This window comes from Ruegeria sp. BC8 (assembly GCF_056535705.1).
Window position 1 is genome coordinate 615,033 of record NZ_JBQFIV010000001.1, and the last position, 14,811, is coordinate 629,843.

Sequence of the window (14,811 nt, forward strand, 5' to 3'; positions counted from 1 at the left end):
CGGTTCACGCACCGGCCCAGAGCAGCTTCCGGTGCGCGTCTTGCCCTGTTGAGGCCGGCAGCTGGCCCCAGAGGGATTTCGTATCAGCGTCGCGCGGCCAACCGGCGCACGACCCTTGCAGAGTGACTGGAAACCCGCTTCCAGGGCATTTCCGGTTGTTGGTCCCTGGTGGCCGCGACAACGGCGCGAAGAAAGCGAGATTTCAACTTCATATTCATGTCCTGCTCGAAGTTCGGGCCTAAGCCCTTTTCCCTTTGTAAAGCCAATGTGACGCGTCTTTGCGGCAGCGATGTGGCTGTTCCGGGATCAATTGAGGACAATGATGAAGTCTTGCGGCACCCCCTGAGTTCGGATGCCAGAAATCAGACGTTCGGAGAACGGATAACCATCTGAGCACTGGCAAAAATTAACAACGATTCTGATGACAGATAGACACAATAAATGTGGCGGAAAAGTGGCGCTTTCGCCTTAATTCGGTCGATCTTTACAATCGTATGGCGGAAATCAGGCGGCCGTAATCCGCCTCGCCGGCGTGGGTCGCGCGCCGGTAGGAATAGAACTTGTCGGGATCCGAATAGGTGCAATGCCGCGTCCATTCTGCCTGCCCGACGCCGGCCTGACGCAGCTTGTGAAGGCCAAAGGCCGGCAGGTCGAAATGCATCCGGTCGCCTTGCCCATTTGCAAAGAAACGCGCGTTGTCCTGGCTTTCCAAAAGGAAGTCTTCCAGAAACTCCGGGCCAACCTCGTAGGCGCGCTGCGAGATCGTCGGGCCGATGACGGCGATGATGTTTTTGCGGTGCGCACCCAGCGCCTCCATGGCGTCCAGCGTCGCCTCAAGGACACCGTCCAGAGCACCGCGCCATCCCGCATGTGCCGCCCCGATCACTTTAGCTTGAGGATCCGCAAACAGTACCGGCTGGCAGTCTGCCGTCAGGATCGTCAGCGCGAGGCCCGGCGTTGCGGTAACGATTGCATCGGCCCTTGGCTTCTCGCCTGCAATCGGCTTGTCGACGGTGATCACGTGTGGGGAATGTACCTGATGCACGCCGACCAATGCATCCAGTTTGACGCCCATGGCCTCGGCCACTCTGCTTCGGTTCAGCGCGACCGCCTCGCTCAGGTCGGACGAGCCCGTGCCACAATTCAGCCCGCTGAAGATACCGGACGAGGCGCCGCCCTTGCGACTGAAGAACCCGTGTCGAATCGGTGACAGCAAATCCGAGGTCAGAATTTCCAGAGTCATGTCCCAAGTCCCGATGGTGGCATCGCAGTTTTCGGGTAGAGGCCCAGCACCTTGAACAGGTTTCCCATTTCCTCTGGGTGCGTCAACCGCCGATGTGCCCGAACCAGCGTTTCCAGTTTTGATCCGGTCAACGCGCCGGCCAGAGATTGTGCGCGTTGGGTGATGCCCAGACGCTCAAGAAACACACCCTGAGGCGTCAGCCGCGTATGGGCGCAGCCCGTCGCGCCCGCCGCCAATGCCAGCGTTTCGTAATCCACATGTGCAGTCAGGTCGGCCTGACCCGGTGTGGCGAGCGGGTCGACGTATTCGTGCCCCTTGACGGCCTGCAACGTGTCGCCCAGCGAACGCCAGTCGCCATAGTCGATGACGAGAGCCATACCACCGTGGCTACGGATGATGCGGGCCGTTTCGGTCACGATGGGAACCGCCGCCGCGCACAGCTCGACCAGATCACCGTCCCGTGTATCCTCGAGGCGCGTCGCCAAGGCCGCTTGCGTCGCCCTCGGGCCAAGGCCGAATGCCAGCTGATCGCCCTGCAGGCCCACAAGACGTTCGCACCAGCCGTCGCCGTCGCGCAGAAACTGGCGGATGGGCAAAGCGTCGAAAAATTCATTGGCCACAAGAAATAGCGGAAGCTCTGGGAGATCGCCCACCGAAACGATCCAGTTCGGTGCGTGCGCATCCAGGGCCTCGGCCTGAAGTCCGCGCAGAACGGGCGAGGCTTCGAGCAATACCACCTGCGCGGCGTCGTGAAACCCGGGCACGCCCCGGGTAGCCCGCAGAATATCGGCCATGAGTGTTCCGCGCCCTGGGCCTAGCTCGGCGAGCGCAAACCGGCCGGGTCTGCCTTGATCAATCCAGCCCTGCGCGAGACAAAGACCAATCACTTCGCCGAACATCTGGCTGATTTCCGGAGCGGTGACAAAGTCTCCATGTGTGCCCAATGGGTCGCGAGTGGTGTAGTAGCCGTGCGTTGGATGCAGAAGACATTCGGCCATGTAGTCCGCCACGCTCATCGGCCCGTCTTGCCGGATGCGGTCGGTCAGGTGGCCAAGCAGGCTCATGCCGCCCGCCGTGCCCGTAGGGCGAACCACAAGCCGACGGCGATCATCGGTACAGATAGGATCTGGCCCATCGTCAGGCCGTACCCGCCCACTTGCCACGCAAGTCCAAGCGGGTTTCCGGCCGAAACGAATTGCGCATCGGGTTGACGAAAGAACTCGACGATGAAGCGCGAAGCGCCATAGCCCGCCAGAAATACGCCCATGATGCGGCCGGGCCAATGAAATGCGCCGCGCCTATACACCAGCCACAACAAAAGCAGGCCCAACAGCACGCCTTCCAGTGCAGCCTCGTACAACTGCGACGGGTGGCGGGCGCAAAGTCCGGCAGCGACATTTGCGCAATCCTGAGCTGCCGCGCCGGGAAAGATCACCGCCCAGGGCAGTTCGCTGGGTCGGCCCCACAGCTCGGCATTGACGAAATTGGCCAAACGGCCAAGCAACAGGCCGGGGGGGACCGTATGGGCGATCAGGTCGGCCAGCGAAAGCAAGGGGGCCGAATTGCGTCGCGCGAAGACCAGCGATGCGATCACCACACCCAGAAGGCCGCCGTGAAAGGACATGCCACCCTGCCAGACCTTAAGGATCTCAAGCGGGTGGGACAGGTAGTATTCGGGCTGATAGAACAGAACAAAGCCCAATCGCCCGCCGATGATGACCCCTAGGATGATCCAGGTGATCAGGTCCTCCAACTGGTCCGGTCTCAGGGGCGGGGATTGATCCGGCCACAAAGCGGGACGGCGCACCGCCATCACTGCCATGCGCCACGCGATCAGGATGCCCGCGATATAGGCCAGCGCATACCACCGCAGCGCGAACTCGATCCCGAAGGCGGAAATCGAGAACAGCTCGGGTGACAGATCGGGGAAATTCAAAACAGCTTGCATGTGCGTCTCATTGCCCGGGGTTGGCTGACCAAGTCAACCTTGAGACTGGGCTCTCTATCCCCCATATAGAAGGCATTCGCGATTCCGGAGTAGACACATGCAAACCCGCAACAAGTTTCTGGACGATATGTCCCAGTTGATGACCAACGCAATGGGCGTGGCGCAGGGTGCGCGGGAAGAGGCTGAAACGGCGATGAAGTCCTTGGTCGACCGCTGGCTGGCGGATCGCGACTTTGTAACGCGAGAAGAGTTCGATGCCGTCCGCGCGATGGCCCAGAAAGCGCGCGAAGAAAACGCGGCGCTGGAAGCGCGGATCGCCGCGCTTGAAACCAAGCTGGACAAATAAGCCCAGCCGTAGATCGGCATTTCAGAATTTTTGGCAAGACCTTACACCGCTCAACCCGCGCTGGGTTTCGCAGTGTGGGGAGTCTCGCCGCATTGTAAAAATAAATCAAGGCAAAGCTGCAGGGTGCGCCAATATTTTGGTGGCCGTTGCCAGCTGTCCACAACTTATTGCTGTTATCCCCAAGAATGGGGGTTGCCAGAGTCCCAGCCACAGCGCACCATATTTAGTACAGGCCTATGGGGGAAGCCCGGCTTGTAGAGCAGGCAACTAGCGCTGGGGCGCTGCCAGCCCCGAAATGCTAGGTATTAAGTGAGGTGGCACCATGGCACTTTCCGAGCAGTATTTCGAAGAAGACATTCATCCGATTGATATTGTCGAACATCTGGCTGAACACCACGATTGGGATTTCGACCGGATCGGAGACGACCAGATCGCCATGGCGGTCGAAGGACAGTGGCGCACCTACTCGATCACGCTGGCCTGGTCCAACTATGACGAGACTCTGCGGATGGTCTGCTCGTTCGAGATGGAGCCGCCCGAGGACCGGGTTTCCGATCTCTATGAATTGCTGAACCGCATGAACGACCAATGCTGGGCCGGCGCCTTCACCTACTGGGGCAATCAGAAGCTGATGGTCTACCGCTACGGTCTGGTGCTGAGCGGCGGGCAATCGGCCAGCCCCGAACAGATCGACACGATGATCACCGCCGCGGTCCTGAGCGCCGAGCGTTACTATCCGGCGATCCAATTGGTAACCTGGGGCAACCGTACGCCCGAGGATGCGATGCAAGTCGCCATTGCAGAGGCTTACGGCCGCGCGTAAAGCTTTGCCCCAAACCGTAAAGGCAGGGGAGGGGCAATCATGGACATGTCACGCGTCGCGGATCAGGGGCTGGTGCTTCTGGGATGCGGAAAGATGGGGTCGGCCATGTTGGCCGGCTGGCTGGAACATGGCCTGCCTGCCGCATCCGTATGGGTGATCGACCCCAACCCTTCCGAATGGCTCAGGGCGCAAGGGGTCAATATCAACACCCCACTTCCTGAAGAACCTGCCGTCGTGTTGGTTGCCGTCAAACCTCAGATGATGGGCGAGGCATTGCCGGCAATTCAGGCGTTGGGGGGCGGCGGAACCCTGTTCATCTCGGTCGCCGCCGGAACTTCCATCGCCACGTTCGAGCGTGTTCTGGGTGCTGGTACTCCGATCATTCGGGCCATGCCGAACACGCCTGCGGCGATCCGGCAAGGCATTACAGCGCTGATTGGAAACGCCAGCACGTCGGGTTCTGACATGACCCTGGCCGAAGATCTGCTTTCGGCCATCGGTGATACCGTGCGCCTGCAGGATGAGGCGCAGATGGACGCGGTCACCGGTCTCAGCGGCTCGGGGCCGGCCTATGTCTTTCATTTGATTGAGACGCTGGCTGGCGCCGGTGAGGCGCAAGGCCTTCCGCATGATCTGGCCATGCGCCTGGCCAAGGCGACGGTCGCCGGGGCAGGGGCTCTGGCGATGGCGTCCGAGGAAGATCCCTCGCAATTGCGCATCAATGTCACGTCACCCAACGGCACGACGCAGGCAGCGCTGGAAGTCCTGATGCATGAACAGAAAGGGTTTCCAAACCTGTTGCACCGTGCCGTAAAGGCGGCAACCGATCGATCCAAGGAGTTGTCCGGTGAGTGAAATTTCCTTCGACGACTTCCTCAAGGTCGACATCCGCGTAGGTGAGGTCATCCGGGCCGAACTCTATCCCGAGGCGCGCAAGCCCGCGATCAAGATGTGGATCGACTTCGGCGACGAGATCGGCGAGCGCAAGACCTCGGCGCAGGTTACCGCGCATTACACGCCCGAATCCCTTGTGGGCAAACAAGTGCTGGCCGTGGTCAATTTCCCGCCGCGTCAGATCGGGCGGTTCATGTCCGAGGTTCTTGTTCTGGGTCTGCCGGACGAATCGGGCGAGATTGTTTTGATCGGTCCTGATGGCAAAGTTCCCGCGGGCGGGCGGATGCACTGATGAAACTGTTGATCACCCGTCCAATGACCCCTGCCGTAACGGCCCGTGCGCGGGATGAGTTCGACGTCGAAATCCGAGATAGCAACGCACCGCTCAGCATTGACGAGATGGCGCGCGCATTGCGGGACTACGACGTGGTCGTTCCGACTTTGGGTGATGTCTTTTCGGCCGATGTCTTTGAAATGGTCACGGCTCCGCGGTGCAGACTGTTGGCCAATTTTGGAGTGGGTTTCAATCACATTGATGTGGCGGCCGCGCAGGCTGCTGGTGTTCGCGTGACCAACACACCGGGGGCGGTCACGGATGCAACGGCGGACATTGCCATGACTCTGCTGCTGGCAACGGCCCGCCGCGCGGGCGAGGGTGAACGGCTGGTCCGTTCCGGCAATTGGCAGGGCTGGCACCCGACCCAAATGCTGGGACAGCACGTCACCGGAAAATGGGTCGGAATCATCGGAATGGGACGGATCGGGCAAGCCATTGCCCGGCGCTGTCATTTCGGATTCGGGATGCAGGTCAGTTATCAATCCCGCACGCCCAAGGATCTGGATTTCCCTGCCGAGTTCGTTCCCGATTTGGCGGCCCTGGCTGCTGTGGCCGATTTTCTGGTCGTCGCCGTCCCCGGTGGCGTTGACACCTTCCACCTCATAGACGCTTCGGTTCTTTCGGCTATGCGGCCGTCGGCCATTTTGGTCAACATCGCTCGCGGAGAAGTCGTGGACGAAGCTGCACTGATCCATGCGCTGAAAAACGGCCAGATCGCCGGGGCCGGGCTGGATGTCTACGAGTTTGAACCCGCCGTGCCGCAGGCGCTGCGCGAGATGGAGAATGTCACCCTGCTGCCGCATCTGGGTACTGCGACCGAGGAAGTGCGCACGGATATGGGGTGCATGGCATTGGACAATGTGGCGGCATTTGTCGCCGGGCGACCGCTGCCAAATCTGGTCTAACTGCCCACGGCCTCGCGCCAGTGTTTACGGCAGAGCGAAACATAGGTCTCGTTTCCGCCGATCTGCACCTGCGCACCCTGAGTGATGGTTTTGCCGTTTTCGTCCTGACGGATCACCATCGTGGCTTTCCGCCCGCATCTGCAGATGGTGCGGACCTCGCGCATTTCATCGGCCAGGGCCAGCAGAGCCGCTGATCCTGGGAACAGCTTGCCCTGAAAATCCACCCGCAACCCGTAGGCCAGAACCGGTACTTTCAGGTCATCCACCGCACGAGCCAATTGCCAGACCTGTTCTTCGGTCAGGAACTGCGCCTCGTCCACAAAAACACAGGCCACTGTCCCCTGATCAAGACGGTCTTGGATCATCGCGAACACATCGTCGTGGGGAGTGAACGTATCGGCCTGTTCCGAGATTCCGATCCGCGATGCGATGCGCCCCTGGCCCGCGCGCCCGTCAATGGCTGCGGTCATCAGATAGGTGTCCATGCCGCGCTCGCGATAGTTGTGCGACGCCTGAAGCAGCACCGTGGACTTGCCTGCGTTCATGGTTGAGTAGTTAAAGTACAGCTTGGCCATGGGCTGGGTCTAATCGGCTCACGCCGCACGAGCAAGTCGTCAATGTCCTGAAAGAAATCGACGCCGCCATTGCAGTCGCAGAGGCCGAGCAGATGCTCTTGGGGATGGATAACCCCGCTTCCGCAACAGCGACACCGCCGGCCACGAAATGGCCGAAACAGCGCAGGGCCTGAAATACTGCCCCACAAACACTCTTTACCGGCATTAACTGCCGCCACTCACTCACAAAACCCCCGCATATCTGAGGGATAGCCAACATATGACATTTCAATTATGACTCGAGTATGGGAAATTTCCCCTCCCTTTCCCCGGTGCGGACAGCCGGGCAAGAGGGCGCAGCGAACAAAGGTACAAAAATGGCAGATATCGGGGCCTATCTGAAAAAGCACACCGAAGCTTTGGTCAAGGACGTGGGGATCGAGGCAGCATGCGAGATCACAGGGAAATCCAAGGCCACATTGGGCCGGTATTACTCCGACAATCCTGAGCACAGTGACCGGTTCATGCCGGTGGATGCGGTCGCACGTCTGGAAAACGCGGCCAGCTACCCGCATGTGACCTCGGCCCTGGCGGACCTGAAGAACATCACCTTGTCCTATGATGAGCGCAATTCGACCCGTACGCGCACCGGGGGCGTCAATTCGGACGTGATCGCACTGAGCCAGCGGTTTGCGATGCTGATGACCGAATACCAGGCCGCGATCGAGGATGGCATCATTACCGTCAACGAAGCCAAGCGTCTGCTGAAAGAAACTTCGTTGCTGCAACAGGTTCTGATCGAGATGAAATTGCACCTCGAAGAGGAAAGCGTCAGCTGACCTAGTTTCCGAAAAGCCGCCATGGGGCGGTGAAAAAGGCGATGTGCGCATCGCCTTCCTCAAGCTGAGCTGAAGTAGCTCTTAGCCTTAGTCAGTTTTCGTCGTTGTTGGCATTGTTCCCGCGTCCGGGGCTTGAGCCTTCGGGCCCATTTCCGCCCCCGTTGTTGCCTTTGCCGCCGCCATTGTTGCCCTTGCCGCCGCCTTTCCCGTCACCGTTGTTGCCTTTGCCGCCGCCGTGACCGCCACCCTTACCGGGCTTGCCGTCACCATGGCCGGGCTTGCCGCCGCCTTTGCCGGGTTTGTCTCCACCCTTACTGGGTTTGCCGCCGCCATCGCCAGGCTTGCCGCCGCCGTTGCCGGGATCATCATTTCCGCCGCCGTTGCCCGGATCGTCGGATCCGCCATCACCGGGGGCATCGTTCCCCCCGCCATTGCCGGGGCCGCTGTTGCCGCCGCCCGACCCGGATCCGCCGCCAGCGGATGGGCCGGTGCTGGATGCGGGTTGAAACCCGCTGGGGTCGTTTTCGCGGCCGTCAAAGCTGTTGGCGTTGGAAATCGATCCGGTCGGCAAATCGCTCAGCAGATTGGCCAGCCCCGGACATTGCTGCGAGGTATTTGCAAGAACCGACCCGAAATCTGCCCGTTGTTGCAGATGCGAGAGGAAACTGGGCGTAACCTGCGAACAGCCGCAAAGGGTTGCATAGTCACCATTGTTGGCCGCGACCCGTGCTGTATTGGCGTTGCAGACCTGAGGCTCGGCCATGGCCGCGCTGGCTGCAGCAACCCCCAAAAACGGGGCGACAACCCAGGCCGCCATTCCTGACTTAGAACTCTTGAACATGGCGCACCTTTCTTAACCTAGCGTCACCTGACATGCGGAATTGCATGGCCTTCCAGATGGAGGCCGCGGGTTAAGCTGCGCTGTATCAATTCTGAAGAAGTGTTCAGGAATGCAAAAACAGTCCGCCTGCGCGGGCGAAATATTCGAGGTTATTGCTTGTTACGCCGGACGTAGACTTACGGCGCCGGCGTGTCAGGCGTGGCGTTTGACGATGACGGACCCCACCGAATACCCTGCACCGAACGAGCAGATCAGGCCGACATCGCCATCCTGAAGATCGTCTGAATATTTGGAAAAGGCGATGATCGACCCGGCTGACGATGTATTGGCATAGTCCTGCAGGATGTTGGGTTGTTCGCCCGGCTCGGGCTCTCGGCCCAATACCTTTTTGCCGATGAAATCATTCATCGTCTTGTTGGCCTGGTGCAGCCACAGCCGCTTGAGATCGCCGCTTTCGATCCCTTCGGAATCCATGTGGTCGCTGATGTGTTTGCTGACCATCGGCAGCACTTCCTTGAACACCTTGCGACCGTTCTGCATGAACTGCATGTCGCGGCGGTCTGTCAAACCATCTGGGCGCGTGCGCCGCAGAAAACCGTTGTTGTTGCGGATGTTGTTCGAAAACTCGGTTGCGCAGCGGGTCGACAGGATTTCGAAATGCGGGCCCTTTGCATCCTCGATGCGCTCGATCAGCGTGGCGGTGGCCACGTCACCGAAGATAAAGTGGCAATCCCGGTCGCGCCATTCCAGATGCCCTGAGCAGATCTCGGGGTTGACCACCAGCGCCGACCGTACGGACCCCGACCGGATCATGTCGGCCGCGGCCTGAATGCCGAACGTCGCCGAAGAACAGGCCACGTTCATATCAAACCCAAAACCAGTGATCCCCAACGCGTTCTGGATTTCGACCGCAATGGCGGGATAGGCGCGTTCATGGTTCGACGCGGCACAGATCACCAGATCGACATCCGCCGCAGTCCGCCCGGCCTGGGCCAGCGCCTTGTTGCAGGCGTCCAGCGCCATCTCGGTCATGATGCCCGGCTCGTCATCGCTGCGCTGGCGCAGCAGGGGATGCATCACGTCCGGGTCCAGCACGCCGGTCTTGTCCATGACGTAGCGGTTCTCGATGCCCGAGGCCTTGACGATGAACTCTTCCGAGGAGTGCTGCATCGGCTCCATCTCGCCCGCGGCGATGGCATCGGCGTTGGCAGCATTCATCTTGTCGGCATAGGCGTTGAAGGCTTTGACCAGCTCGGCATTGGTGATGACGTTTTCGGGCGTGAAAACCCCGGTACCGGTGATTGCGGGCGTGTACATGTCGGGTCCTGAATGTTTCGGATTCGCCCAAAATGCAGTCACAGCGCCCCCAGATCAAGAGATGTTGACCCAAGGGAACGGCATAGGTTTGCGCAAATTCAACTTCACATCTTGAATAGTTCGAAATCCGAAGTATATCACCGCTCGACTCGCGCGGAGAGCATCCATGACCAAAGACATCAGTGAACGGCTGGCCCGACTGACCCCTGAGATCCAGGCGATGATGGGCGTCTATGCGCTGTACTGGAAACTGGAAGAGAGTTTCGGCTGCATTGATACCGATCTCAGCCATCAGGAATGCCACATGTTGATCAAGTTAGATCAGCCCAAGCGGATGGGAGTGTTGGCGGCCGACATGCTGACCGTGCCGTCGACCATTACGGCCACCTCCGATGCGCTTGAGGCGGCCGGTTATCTGACCCGCCAACAGGACCCCGATGATCGCCGTGCGTGGTTGCTGGTGCTGACCGACAAAGGTGCCGAGGCCCGCAACATGCTGGTCACCACCGCCGGAGAGCTGTTTCACCGTGCCTCCGGGTTGGATGACGAGGAAACCGCTCAATTTGCCCGGCTTGCCCGCAAGATCCGGGACAACATTCTGAAAACGGGAATACCCGAGGGATTGACGAAATGAAGCTGCTGACTTCGCTGGGCCTTGCCCTTGCCGTACTGGCCGCACCGCTTGCGGCGCAAGACGACACCAAGCCTGTGAAACTTATGGTGGTGCATGAGACCGTTCCCGGATTTTCACGCCAGTTCTTCGGGCGCGTGGCCGCGCGGCAGACTGTCGATCTGGCGTTTCAGGTCGCCGGACAGATCGTGGAACTGCCCGTCAACGAAGGGTTCCAGGTGCCCAAGGGCAGCCTAATTGCAAAGCTGGACCAAGAGCCGTTCGAACTGGCACTGGAACGTGCACGTCTTCAGAAGGATCAGGCTGACCGCACCGTGGCCCGCCTGTCGCGCCTGCGGGGGACGACTGCAAGTCAGGTCGCTGTCGATGACGCTGAAACCGCCGCCCAACTGGCCGCGATCGCGGTGCGTGACGCCGAGTACAACCTCGAGCACACGACCCTGACCGCGCCGTTCGATGCGCTGGTATCGCGGCGTGAGGTCGAGAACTTCACCACCGTGGCCGCAGGAACGCCGATCGTCCGGATCCACGATCTGTCCGAATTGAGGATCGAGGTCGATGTGCCCGAAATCCTGTTCCAGAGGACCAGCCAGGAAGATGGCATTTCGATCACGGCAAAATTCCCCGCAAGTGACGAGGTCTTCCCGTTGGAAATCCGCGAATTCGACGCCGAAACTTCGAGCGTCGGCCAGACGTTCCGGATTCAGTTCGGCCTCACGCCGCCGGAAGACTTGCGGGTGCTGCCCGGATCATCGGTAACCGTCAATGTCCAGGTCGATGACAAACGCACTGGCATCATCGTTCCTCCGACCGCGATTGTCGCCGACGCCGAGGGCAATCTGGGCGTCATGGTCTTTTCGCCGGTCGGTGCGGATGTCGGCACCGTACGGCGTGTTCCCGTGACCATCGAACCAACCCAGACAGGAGACGTCCGGGTTCTGACCGGATTGTCGGACGGCGACGAAATCGTGGTGGCCGGCGGGTCCGTTCTGACCGATGGGCAGACCGTGCGCCGCTTTGCCGGCTTTGCGAACTGAAGGGGGCGATGATGAATATCGCACGCGCCTCGATCGACAGGCCGATCTATACGTGGCTGGTGATCCTGATCGCCTTGCTGGGTGGGATCTGGGGATTTTCGTCGCTCGGGCGGCTCGAAGATCCGGCCTTTACCATCAAGAACGCCGTAGTGTTGACCACGTATCCCGGTGCGACGGCTGAACAGGTGGCCGAGGAGGTCTCGGAGCCTTTGGAATCTGCCATCCAGCAGATGGGCGAGGTCGATGTCATCACCTCGGTCAACCGTCCCGGTCAATCGCTGATCGAAGTCGAGATCAAGTCTACCTACGATGGCAGCGAATTGCCGGATATCTGGACCCGACTGCGCGCCAAGGTCCGGGATGCGGCCCGTGGATTGCCGTCCGGTGTCAGCCAACCTTATGTGAATGACGGGTTCGGTGACGTGTTCGGTCTTTTCTATGCGGTCACCGCGGAAGGGTTCAGCGACGCCGAAAAGCACGAATTGTCGACCTTCTTGCGGCGCGAGTTGCTGACCGTTGAGGGCGTTGCAGACGTTGAAGTGCAGGGCTTGCCGGACGAAGCCATTTTCATCGAGCCGGACCTGGCCATTTCGGTCAACCAGAATGTGCCGTTGCAGTCGATCAACGAAGCGATCGCCAACGCCAATTCGGTCCAGTCGTCAGGGACGCTCCGGTCAGATGACGATCGCACCACGATCCTGACGGCCGAAGGATCGGACAGCGTGTCCGAGATCGCCGGGCTGTCGGTTGGCTCTCAGGGGCAAGTGATCAACCTCTTTGACATGGCCGATGTCTACCGGGCCCGCCAGACCGATCCTGACATCATGATCCGGTTCAACGGCGTCGAAGCTTTCACCCTGGGTATTGCCGGCCTGTCGACGGAAAACATCGTGGAAGTCGGAAAGCGCGTCGACGCCAAGCTGGCCGAGCTGGATGTGGAAATTCCCGCGGGCGTCGATGTATTGCCGATCTACCAGCAGCACGTCGTCGTCGAGCAGGCTTCGAACGATTTTCTTGTGAACCTGGCCATGTCGGTTGCCATCGTGGTGGCGGTGCTTGGAATATTCATGGGTTGGCGCGCGGCAGTCGTTGTGGGCTCGACCCTTCTGTTGACCGTCGTCGGGACCCTGCTGTTCATGGCGCTGTTTTCCATCGAGATGGAGCGCATTTCGCTGGGCGCTCTGATCATTGCGATGGGGATGCTGGTCGATAATGCCATCGTGGTGGCCGAGGGTATGCAGATCTCCATGCTCAAGGGAAAAAACTCGCGCGATGCTGCCGACGAGGCCGCGTCCAAGACACAGATCCCCCTGCTTGGGGCCACGGTCATCGGGATCATGGCCTTTGCCGGGATTGGGCTCAGCCCGGATGCGACGGGCGAATTCCTGTTCTCGTTGTTTGCGGTGATCGCGATCTCTTTGCTGCTGAGCTGGGTGCTGGCCATCACGGCGACACCGTTGTTGGGGCATTATTTCTTCAAACAGGGCAAGGACGTGGATGTCGACGCCTATAGCGGTATCCTGTTCCGAACTTACGGGGCGATCCTGCGCTGGGCATTGCGGTTCCGTTGGCTGGTGGTGGCCGGTTTGGTCGGGGTCACCGTGGTCTGCTATGCCGGCTTCGCGATGGTGAAACAGCAGTTTTTCCCGGACTCCAACACGCCGCTGTTCTTCGTCCATTACAAGCTGCCGCAGGGGACTCCGATCGCGCGGACGAGTGCCGATATGCAAGTCTTTGAAGACTGGCTGGCCCAGCGGGATGATGTCGTCTCGGTCACCACGTTCGTGGGGCAGGGCGCGACGCGGTTCATGTTGACCTATTCGGCCGAGAAGCCCAACCCAAGCTATGGGCACATGATCATCCGGACCGAAACGCTCGAGGACATTCCTGTCCTGCGCGCCGATCTGGAGGCCTTTGGTGAAACTCAATTCCCCGAAGGCGAATTCCGGACCAAGCGTCTGGTCTTCGGCCCCGGCGGCGGTACCCCGATCGAGGCGCGGTTCTCGGGCAGCGATCCGGTCGTGCTGCGGCAACTGGCCGACGAGGCGGTGCGGCGCATGTCGGCGGCATCGCCAAATGCGCTGGACGTGCATCACGACTGGCGTGAAATGGAATTGGCGGTCCAGCCGATCTATGCGACCGAACGTGCGCAGACGGCCGGTGTCACCCGCGAAGACATTGCCGCCACCCTGCAGTTTTCGACGGATGGCATCACAGGCGGCGTGTTCCGCGAGAGGGACCGCCTGATCCCGATTATCCTGCGTCGCCCGGCGGATGGAGAATACTCGATCGTGGATCAAGTGGTGTACTCGGACCAGTCACAGAAATTCGTTCCGATCGAGCAGATGGTGGACGGGTTCCAGTACAAAGCGCTCAATACTTTGGTGCATCGGCGCGATCGCGTTCTGACCGTCACGGTGGGCGCAGACATCCCGGCCGGCCTGACCGCAGCCCAGGTCCATTCCGAGGTTCGCGATGCGATCGAGGACATGGAACTGCCGCTGGGCTACAAGCTGGAATGGGGCGGCGAGTTCGAGGATTCCGGCAAAGCGCAAGCCAGCCTTGGCAAACAGTTGCCACTGAGCCTGTTGATCATGGTTCTGATCTCGGTGCTGCTGTTCAACGCGATCCGGCAACCGGTCATCATCTGGCTGCTGGTGCCGATGTCAGTGAACGGCGTGGTGATCGGGCTGCTGGGCACGGGCCTGCCCTTTACCTTCACCGCGCTTCTCGGGCTGCTCAGCCTGTCAGGGATGCTGATCAAGAACGGTATTGTTCTGGTCGAAGAGATCGACCTTGTCCGCGCAACGGGCAAGCCTCTGCGCGACGCGATCATCGAAGCCTCGGTCTCGCGTCTACGCCCGGTCATGCTGGCAGCGATCACCACGATCCTGGGGATGGCGCCGCTGCTGACCGACGCGTTCTTCGTGTCGATGGCAGTGACGATCATGGGTGGTCTGGCTTTCGCGACGATCCTGACCATGGTCGCCGCGCCGGTGTTCTACCTGCTGTTCTTCACTCGGGAAGAACAGCGCAGGCTGGCGGCCCAGACTGCATGATCCCCAAAAAAAGCCCCGGCGAAAGGCCGGGGCTTTT

The 14,811-nt window shown here is 60.3% G+C and carries 15 protein-coding genes; 9 read left to right on the forward strand and 6 right to left on the reverse strand.

The genetic code is table 11. The features are described from left to right. Positions 1–484 precede the first annotated feature (484 nt). Genes pgeF through lgt form a run of 3 tightly spaced genes read right to left on the reverse strand, consistent with a single transcriptional unit; the run spans position 485 to position 3,191 of the window. Positions 485–1,243, reverse strand: coding sequence for a peptidoglycan editing factor PgeF (gene pgeF, locus ACR3EK_RS03265; protein WP_170357144.1), 759 nt, complete (start codon positions 1,241–1,243; stop codon positions 485–487). Continuing rightward, positions 1,240–2,307 (reverse strand): class I SAM-dependent methyltransferase, encoded by a 1,068-nt coding sequence (locus ACR3EK_RS03270; RefSeq protein WP_480632666.1) that lies wholly within the window; start codon positions 2,305–2,307, stop codon positions 1,240–1,242. The genes pgeF and ACR3EK_RS03270 overlap by 4 nt, the downstream gene beginning before the upstream one ends. Further along, positions 2,304–3,191, reverse strand: a complete 888-nt coding sequence (gene lgt / locus ACR3EK_RS03275) for a prolipoprotein diacylglyceryl transferase (RefSeq protein WP_170365472.1) — start codon at positions 3,189–3,191, stop codon at positions 2,304–2,306. Before lgt ends, ACR3EK_RS03270 begins: the two co-directional genes overlap by 4 nt. A 97-nt stretch (positions 3,192–3,288) precedes the next feature. Here lgt and ACR3EK_RS03280 point away from each other — a divergent pair, with 97 nt between their 5' ends. The 5 genes from ACR3EK_RS03280 to ACR3EK_RS03300 all read left to right on the forward strand — a co-directional run bounded on the left by ACR3EK_RS03280 (position 3,289) and on the right by ACR3EK_RS03300 (position 6,496). Next, entirely contained in the window at positions 3,289–3,537 is a 249-nt protein-coding gene (locus tag ACR3EK_RS03280; protein WP_170357147.1) for an accessory factor UbiK family protein, read from the forward strand. A gap of 322 nt (positions 3,538–3,859) precedes the next feature. Further along, complete coding sequence (locus ACR3EK_RS03285) at positions 3,860–4,360, forward strand: type III secretion system chaperone family protein (RefSeq protein ID WP_093964674.1); 501 nt, start codon at positions 3,860–3,862, stop codon at positions 4,358–4,360. A 39-nt stretch (positions 4,361–4,399) separates the two neighbouring features. Then, positions 4,400–5,215 carry a pyrroline-5-carboxylate reductase gene (gene proC, locus ACR3EK_RS03290; protein ID WP_170450929.1) on the forward strand — a complete coding sequence of 272 codons (816 nt, stop codon included), beginning with the start codon at positions 4,400–4,402 and terminating at the stop codon, positions 5,213–5,215. Further along, complete coding sequence (locus ACR3EK_RS03295) at positions 5,208–5,546, forward strand: tRNA-binding protein (RefSeq protein WP_170450927.1); 339 nt, start codon at positions 5,208–5,210, stop codon at positions 5,544–5,546. The genes proC and ACR3EK_RS03295 overlap by 8 nt, the downstream gene beginning before the upstream one ends. After that, entirely contained in the window at positions 5,546–6,496 is a 951-nt protein-coding gene (locus ACR3EK_RS03300) for a 2-hydroxyacid dehydrogenase (protein ID WP_480632667.1), read from the forward strand. The genes ACR3EK_RS03295 and ACR3EK_RS03300 overlap by 1 nt, the downstream gene beginning before the upstream one ends. Here ACR3EK_RS03300 and ACR3EK_RS03305 read toward each other — a convergent pair. Further along, positions 6,493–7,071, reverse strand: coding sequence for a thymidine kinase (locus ACR3EK_RS03305; RefSeq protein ID WP_170369629.1), 579 nt, complete (start codon positions 7,069–7,071; stop codon positions 6,493–6,495). The genes ACR3EK_RS03300 and ACR3EK_RS03305 overlap by 4 nt on opposite strands. A 356-nt stretch (positions 7,072–7,427) precedes the next feature. Between ACR3EK_RS03305 and ACR3EK_RS03310 the strand changes: the two genes are divergently transcribed. Further along, a complete protein-coding gene (locus tag ACR3EK_RS03310; RefSeq protein ID WP_170340605.1) occupies positions 7,428–7,889 on the forward strand; it encodes a hypothetical protein in 462 nt (153 codons plus the stop codon). Between the two features lie 91 nt (positions 7,890–7,980). Here ACR3EK_RS03310 and ACR3EK_RS03315 read toward each other — a convergent pair whose 3' ends face one another. Together ACR3EK_RS03315 and ACR3EK_RS03320 are read right to left on the reverse strand one after the other, a co-directional pair. Continuing rightward, a complete protein-coding gene (locus ACR3EK_RS03315; protein WP_480632668.1) occupies positions 7,981–8,730 on the reverse strand; it encodes a hypothetical protein in 750 nt (249 codons plus the stop codon). 192 nt (positions 8,731–8,922) lie between these two features. Then, positions 8,923–10,047, reverse strand: a complete 1,125-nt coding sequence (locus ACR3EK_RS03320; protein ID WP_480632669.1) for a beta-ketoacyl-ACP synthase III — start codon at positions 10,045–10,047, stop codon at positions 8,923–8,925. A gap of 166 nt (positions 10,048–10,213) precedes the next feature. On the opposite strand from ACR3EK_RS03320, the gene ACR3EK_RS03325 reads away from it, so the two are divergent. The 3 genes from ACR3EK_RS03325 to ACR3EK_RS03335 are packed head-to-tail and all read left to right on the forward strand — an operon-like array spanning position 10,214 to position 14,774. Continuing rightward, positions 10,214–10,681, forward strand: a complete 468-nt coding sequence (locus ACR3EK_RS03325; protein WP_480632670.1) for a MarR family winged helix-turn-helix transcriptional regulator — start codon at positions 10,214–10,216, stop codon at positions 10,679–10,681. Further along, positions 10,678–11,715 (forward strand): efflux RND transporter periplasmic adaptor subunit, encoded by a 1,038-nt coding sequence (locus ACR3EK_RS03330; RefSeq protein WP_480632671.1) that lies wholly within the window; start codon positions 10,678–10,680, stop codon positions 11,713–11,715. Before ACR3EK_RS03325 ends, ACR3EK_RS03330 begins: the two co-directional genes overlap by 4 nt. Positions 11,716–11,726: 11 nt before the next feature. Further along, positions 11,727–14,774, forward strand: a complete 3,048-nt coding sequence (locus ACR3EK_RS03335) for an efflux RND transporter permease subunit (protein ID WP_480632672.1) — start codon at positions 11,727–11,729, stop codon at positions 14,772–14,774. Positions 14,775–14,811: the final 37 nt, after the last annotated feature.

Coding starts and splice junctions, on each gene's coding strand:
- ACR3EK_RS03325 (WP_480632670.1), top strand. CDS start 10,214: ATGACCAAAGACATCAGTGAACGGCTGGCCCGACTGACCCCTGAGATC.
- proC (WP_170450929.1), top strand. CDS start 4,400: ATGGACATGTCACGCGTCGCGGATCAGGGGCTGGTGCTTCTGGGATGC.
- lgt (WP_170365472.1), bottom strand. CDS start 3,191: ATGCAAGCTGTTTTGAATTTCCCCGATCTGTCACCCGAGCTGTTCTCG.
- ACR3EK_RS03315 (WP_480632668.1), bottom strand. CDS start 8,730: ATGTTCAAGAGTTCTAAGTCAGGAATGGCGGCCTGGGTTGTCGCCCCG.
- ACR3EK_RS03320 (WP_480632669.1), bottom strand. CDS start 10,047: ATGTACACGCCCGCAATCACCGGTACCGGGGTTTTCACGCCCGAAAAC.
- ACR3EK_RS03305 (WP_170369629.1), bottom strand. CDS start 7,071: ATGGCCAAGCTGTACTTTAACTACTCAACCATGAACGCAGGCAAGTCC.
- pgeF (WP_170357144.1), bottom strand. CDS start 1,243: ATGACTCTGGAAATTCTGACCTCGGATTTGCTGTCACCGATTCGACAC.
- ACR3EK_RS03330 (WP_480632671.1), top strand. CDS start 10,678: ATGAAGCTGCTGACTTCGCTGGGCCTTGCCCTTGCCGTACTGGCCGCA.
- ACR3EK_RS03300 (WP_480632667.1), top strand. CDS start 5,546: ATGAAACTGTTGATCACCCGTCCAATGACCCCTGCCGTAACGGCCCGT.
- ACR3EK_RS03310 (WP_170340605.1), top strand. CDS start 7,428: ATGGCAGATATCGGGGCCTATCTGAAAAAGCACACCGAAGCTTTGGTC.
- ACR3EK_RS03285 (WP_093964674.1), top strand. CDS start 3,860: ATGGCACTTTCCGAGCAGTATTTCGAAGAAGACATTCATCCGATTGAT.
- ACR3EK_RS03335 (WP_480632672.1), top strand. CDS start 11,727: ATGAATATCGCACGCGCCTCGATCGACAGGCCGATCTATACGTGGCTG.
- ACR3EK_RS03270 (WP_480632666.1), bottom strand. CDS start 2,307: ATGAGCCTGCTTGGCCACCTGACCGACCGCATCCGGCAAGACGGGCCG.
- ACR3EK_RS03280 (WP_170357147.1), top strand. CDS start 3,289: ATGCAAACCCGCAACAAGTTTCTGGACGATATGTCCCAGTTGATGACC.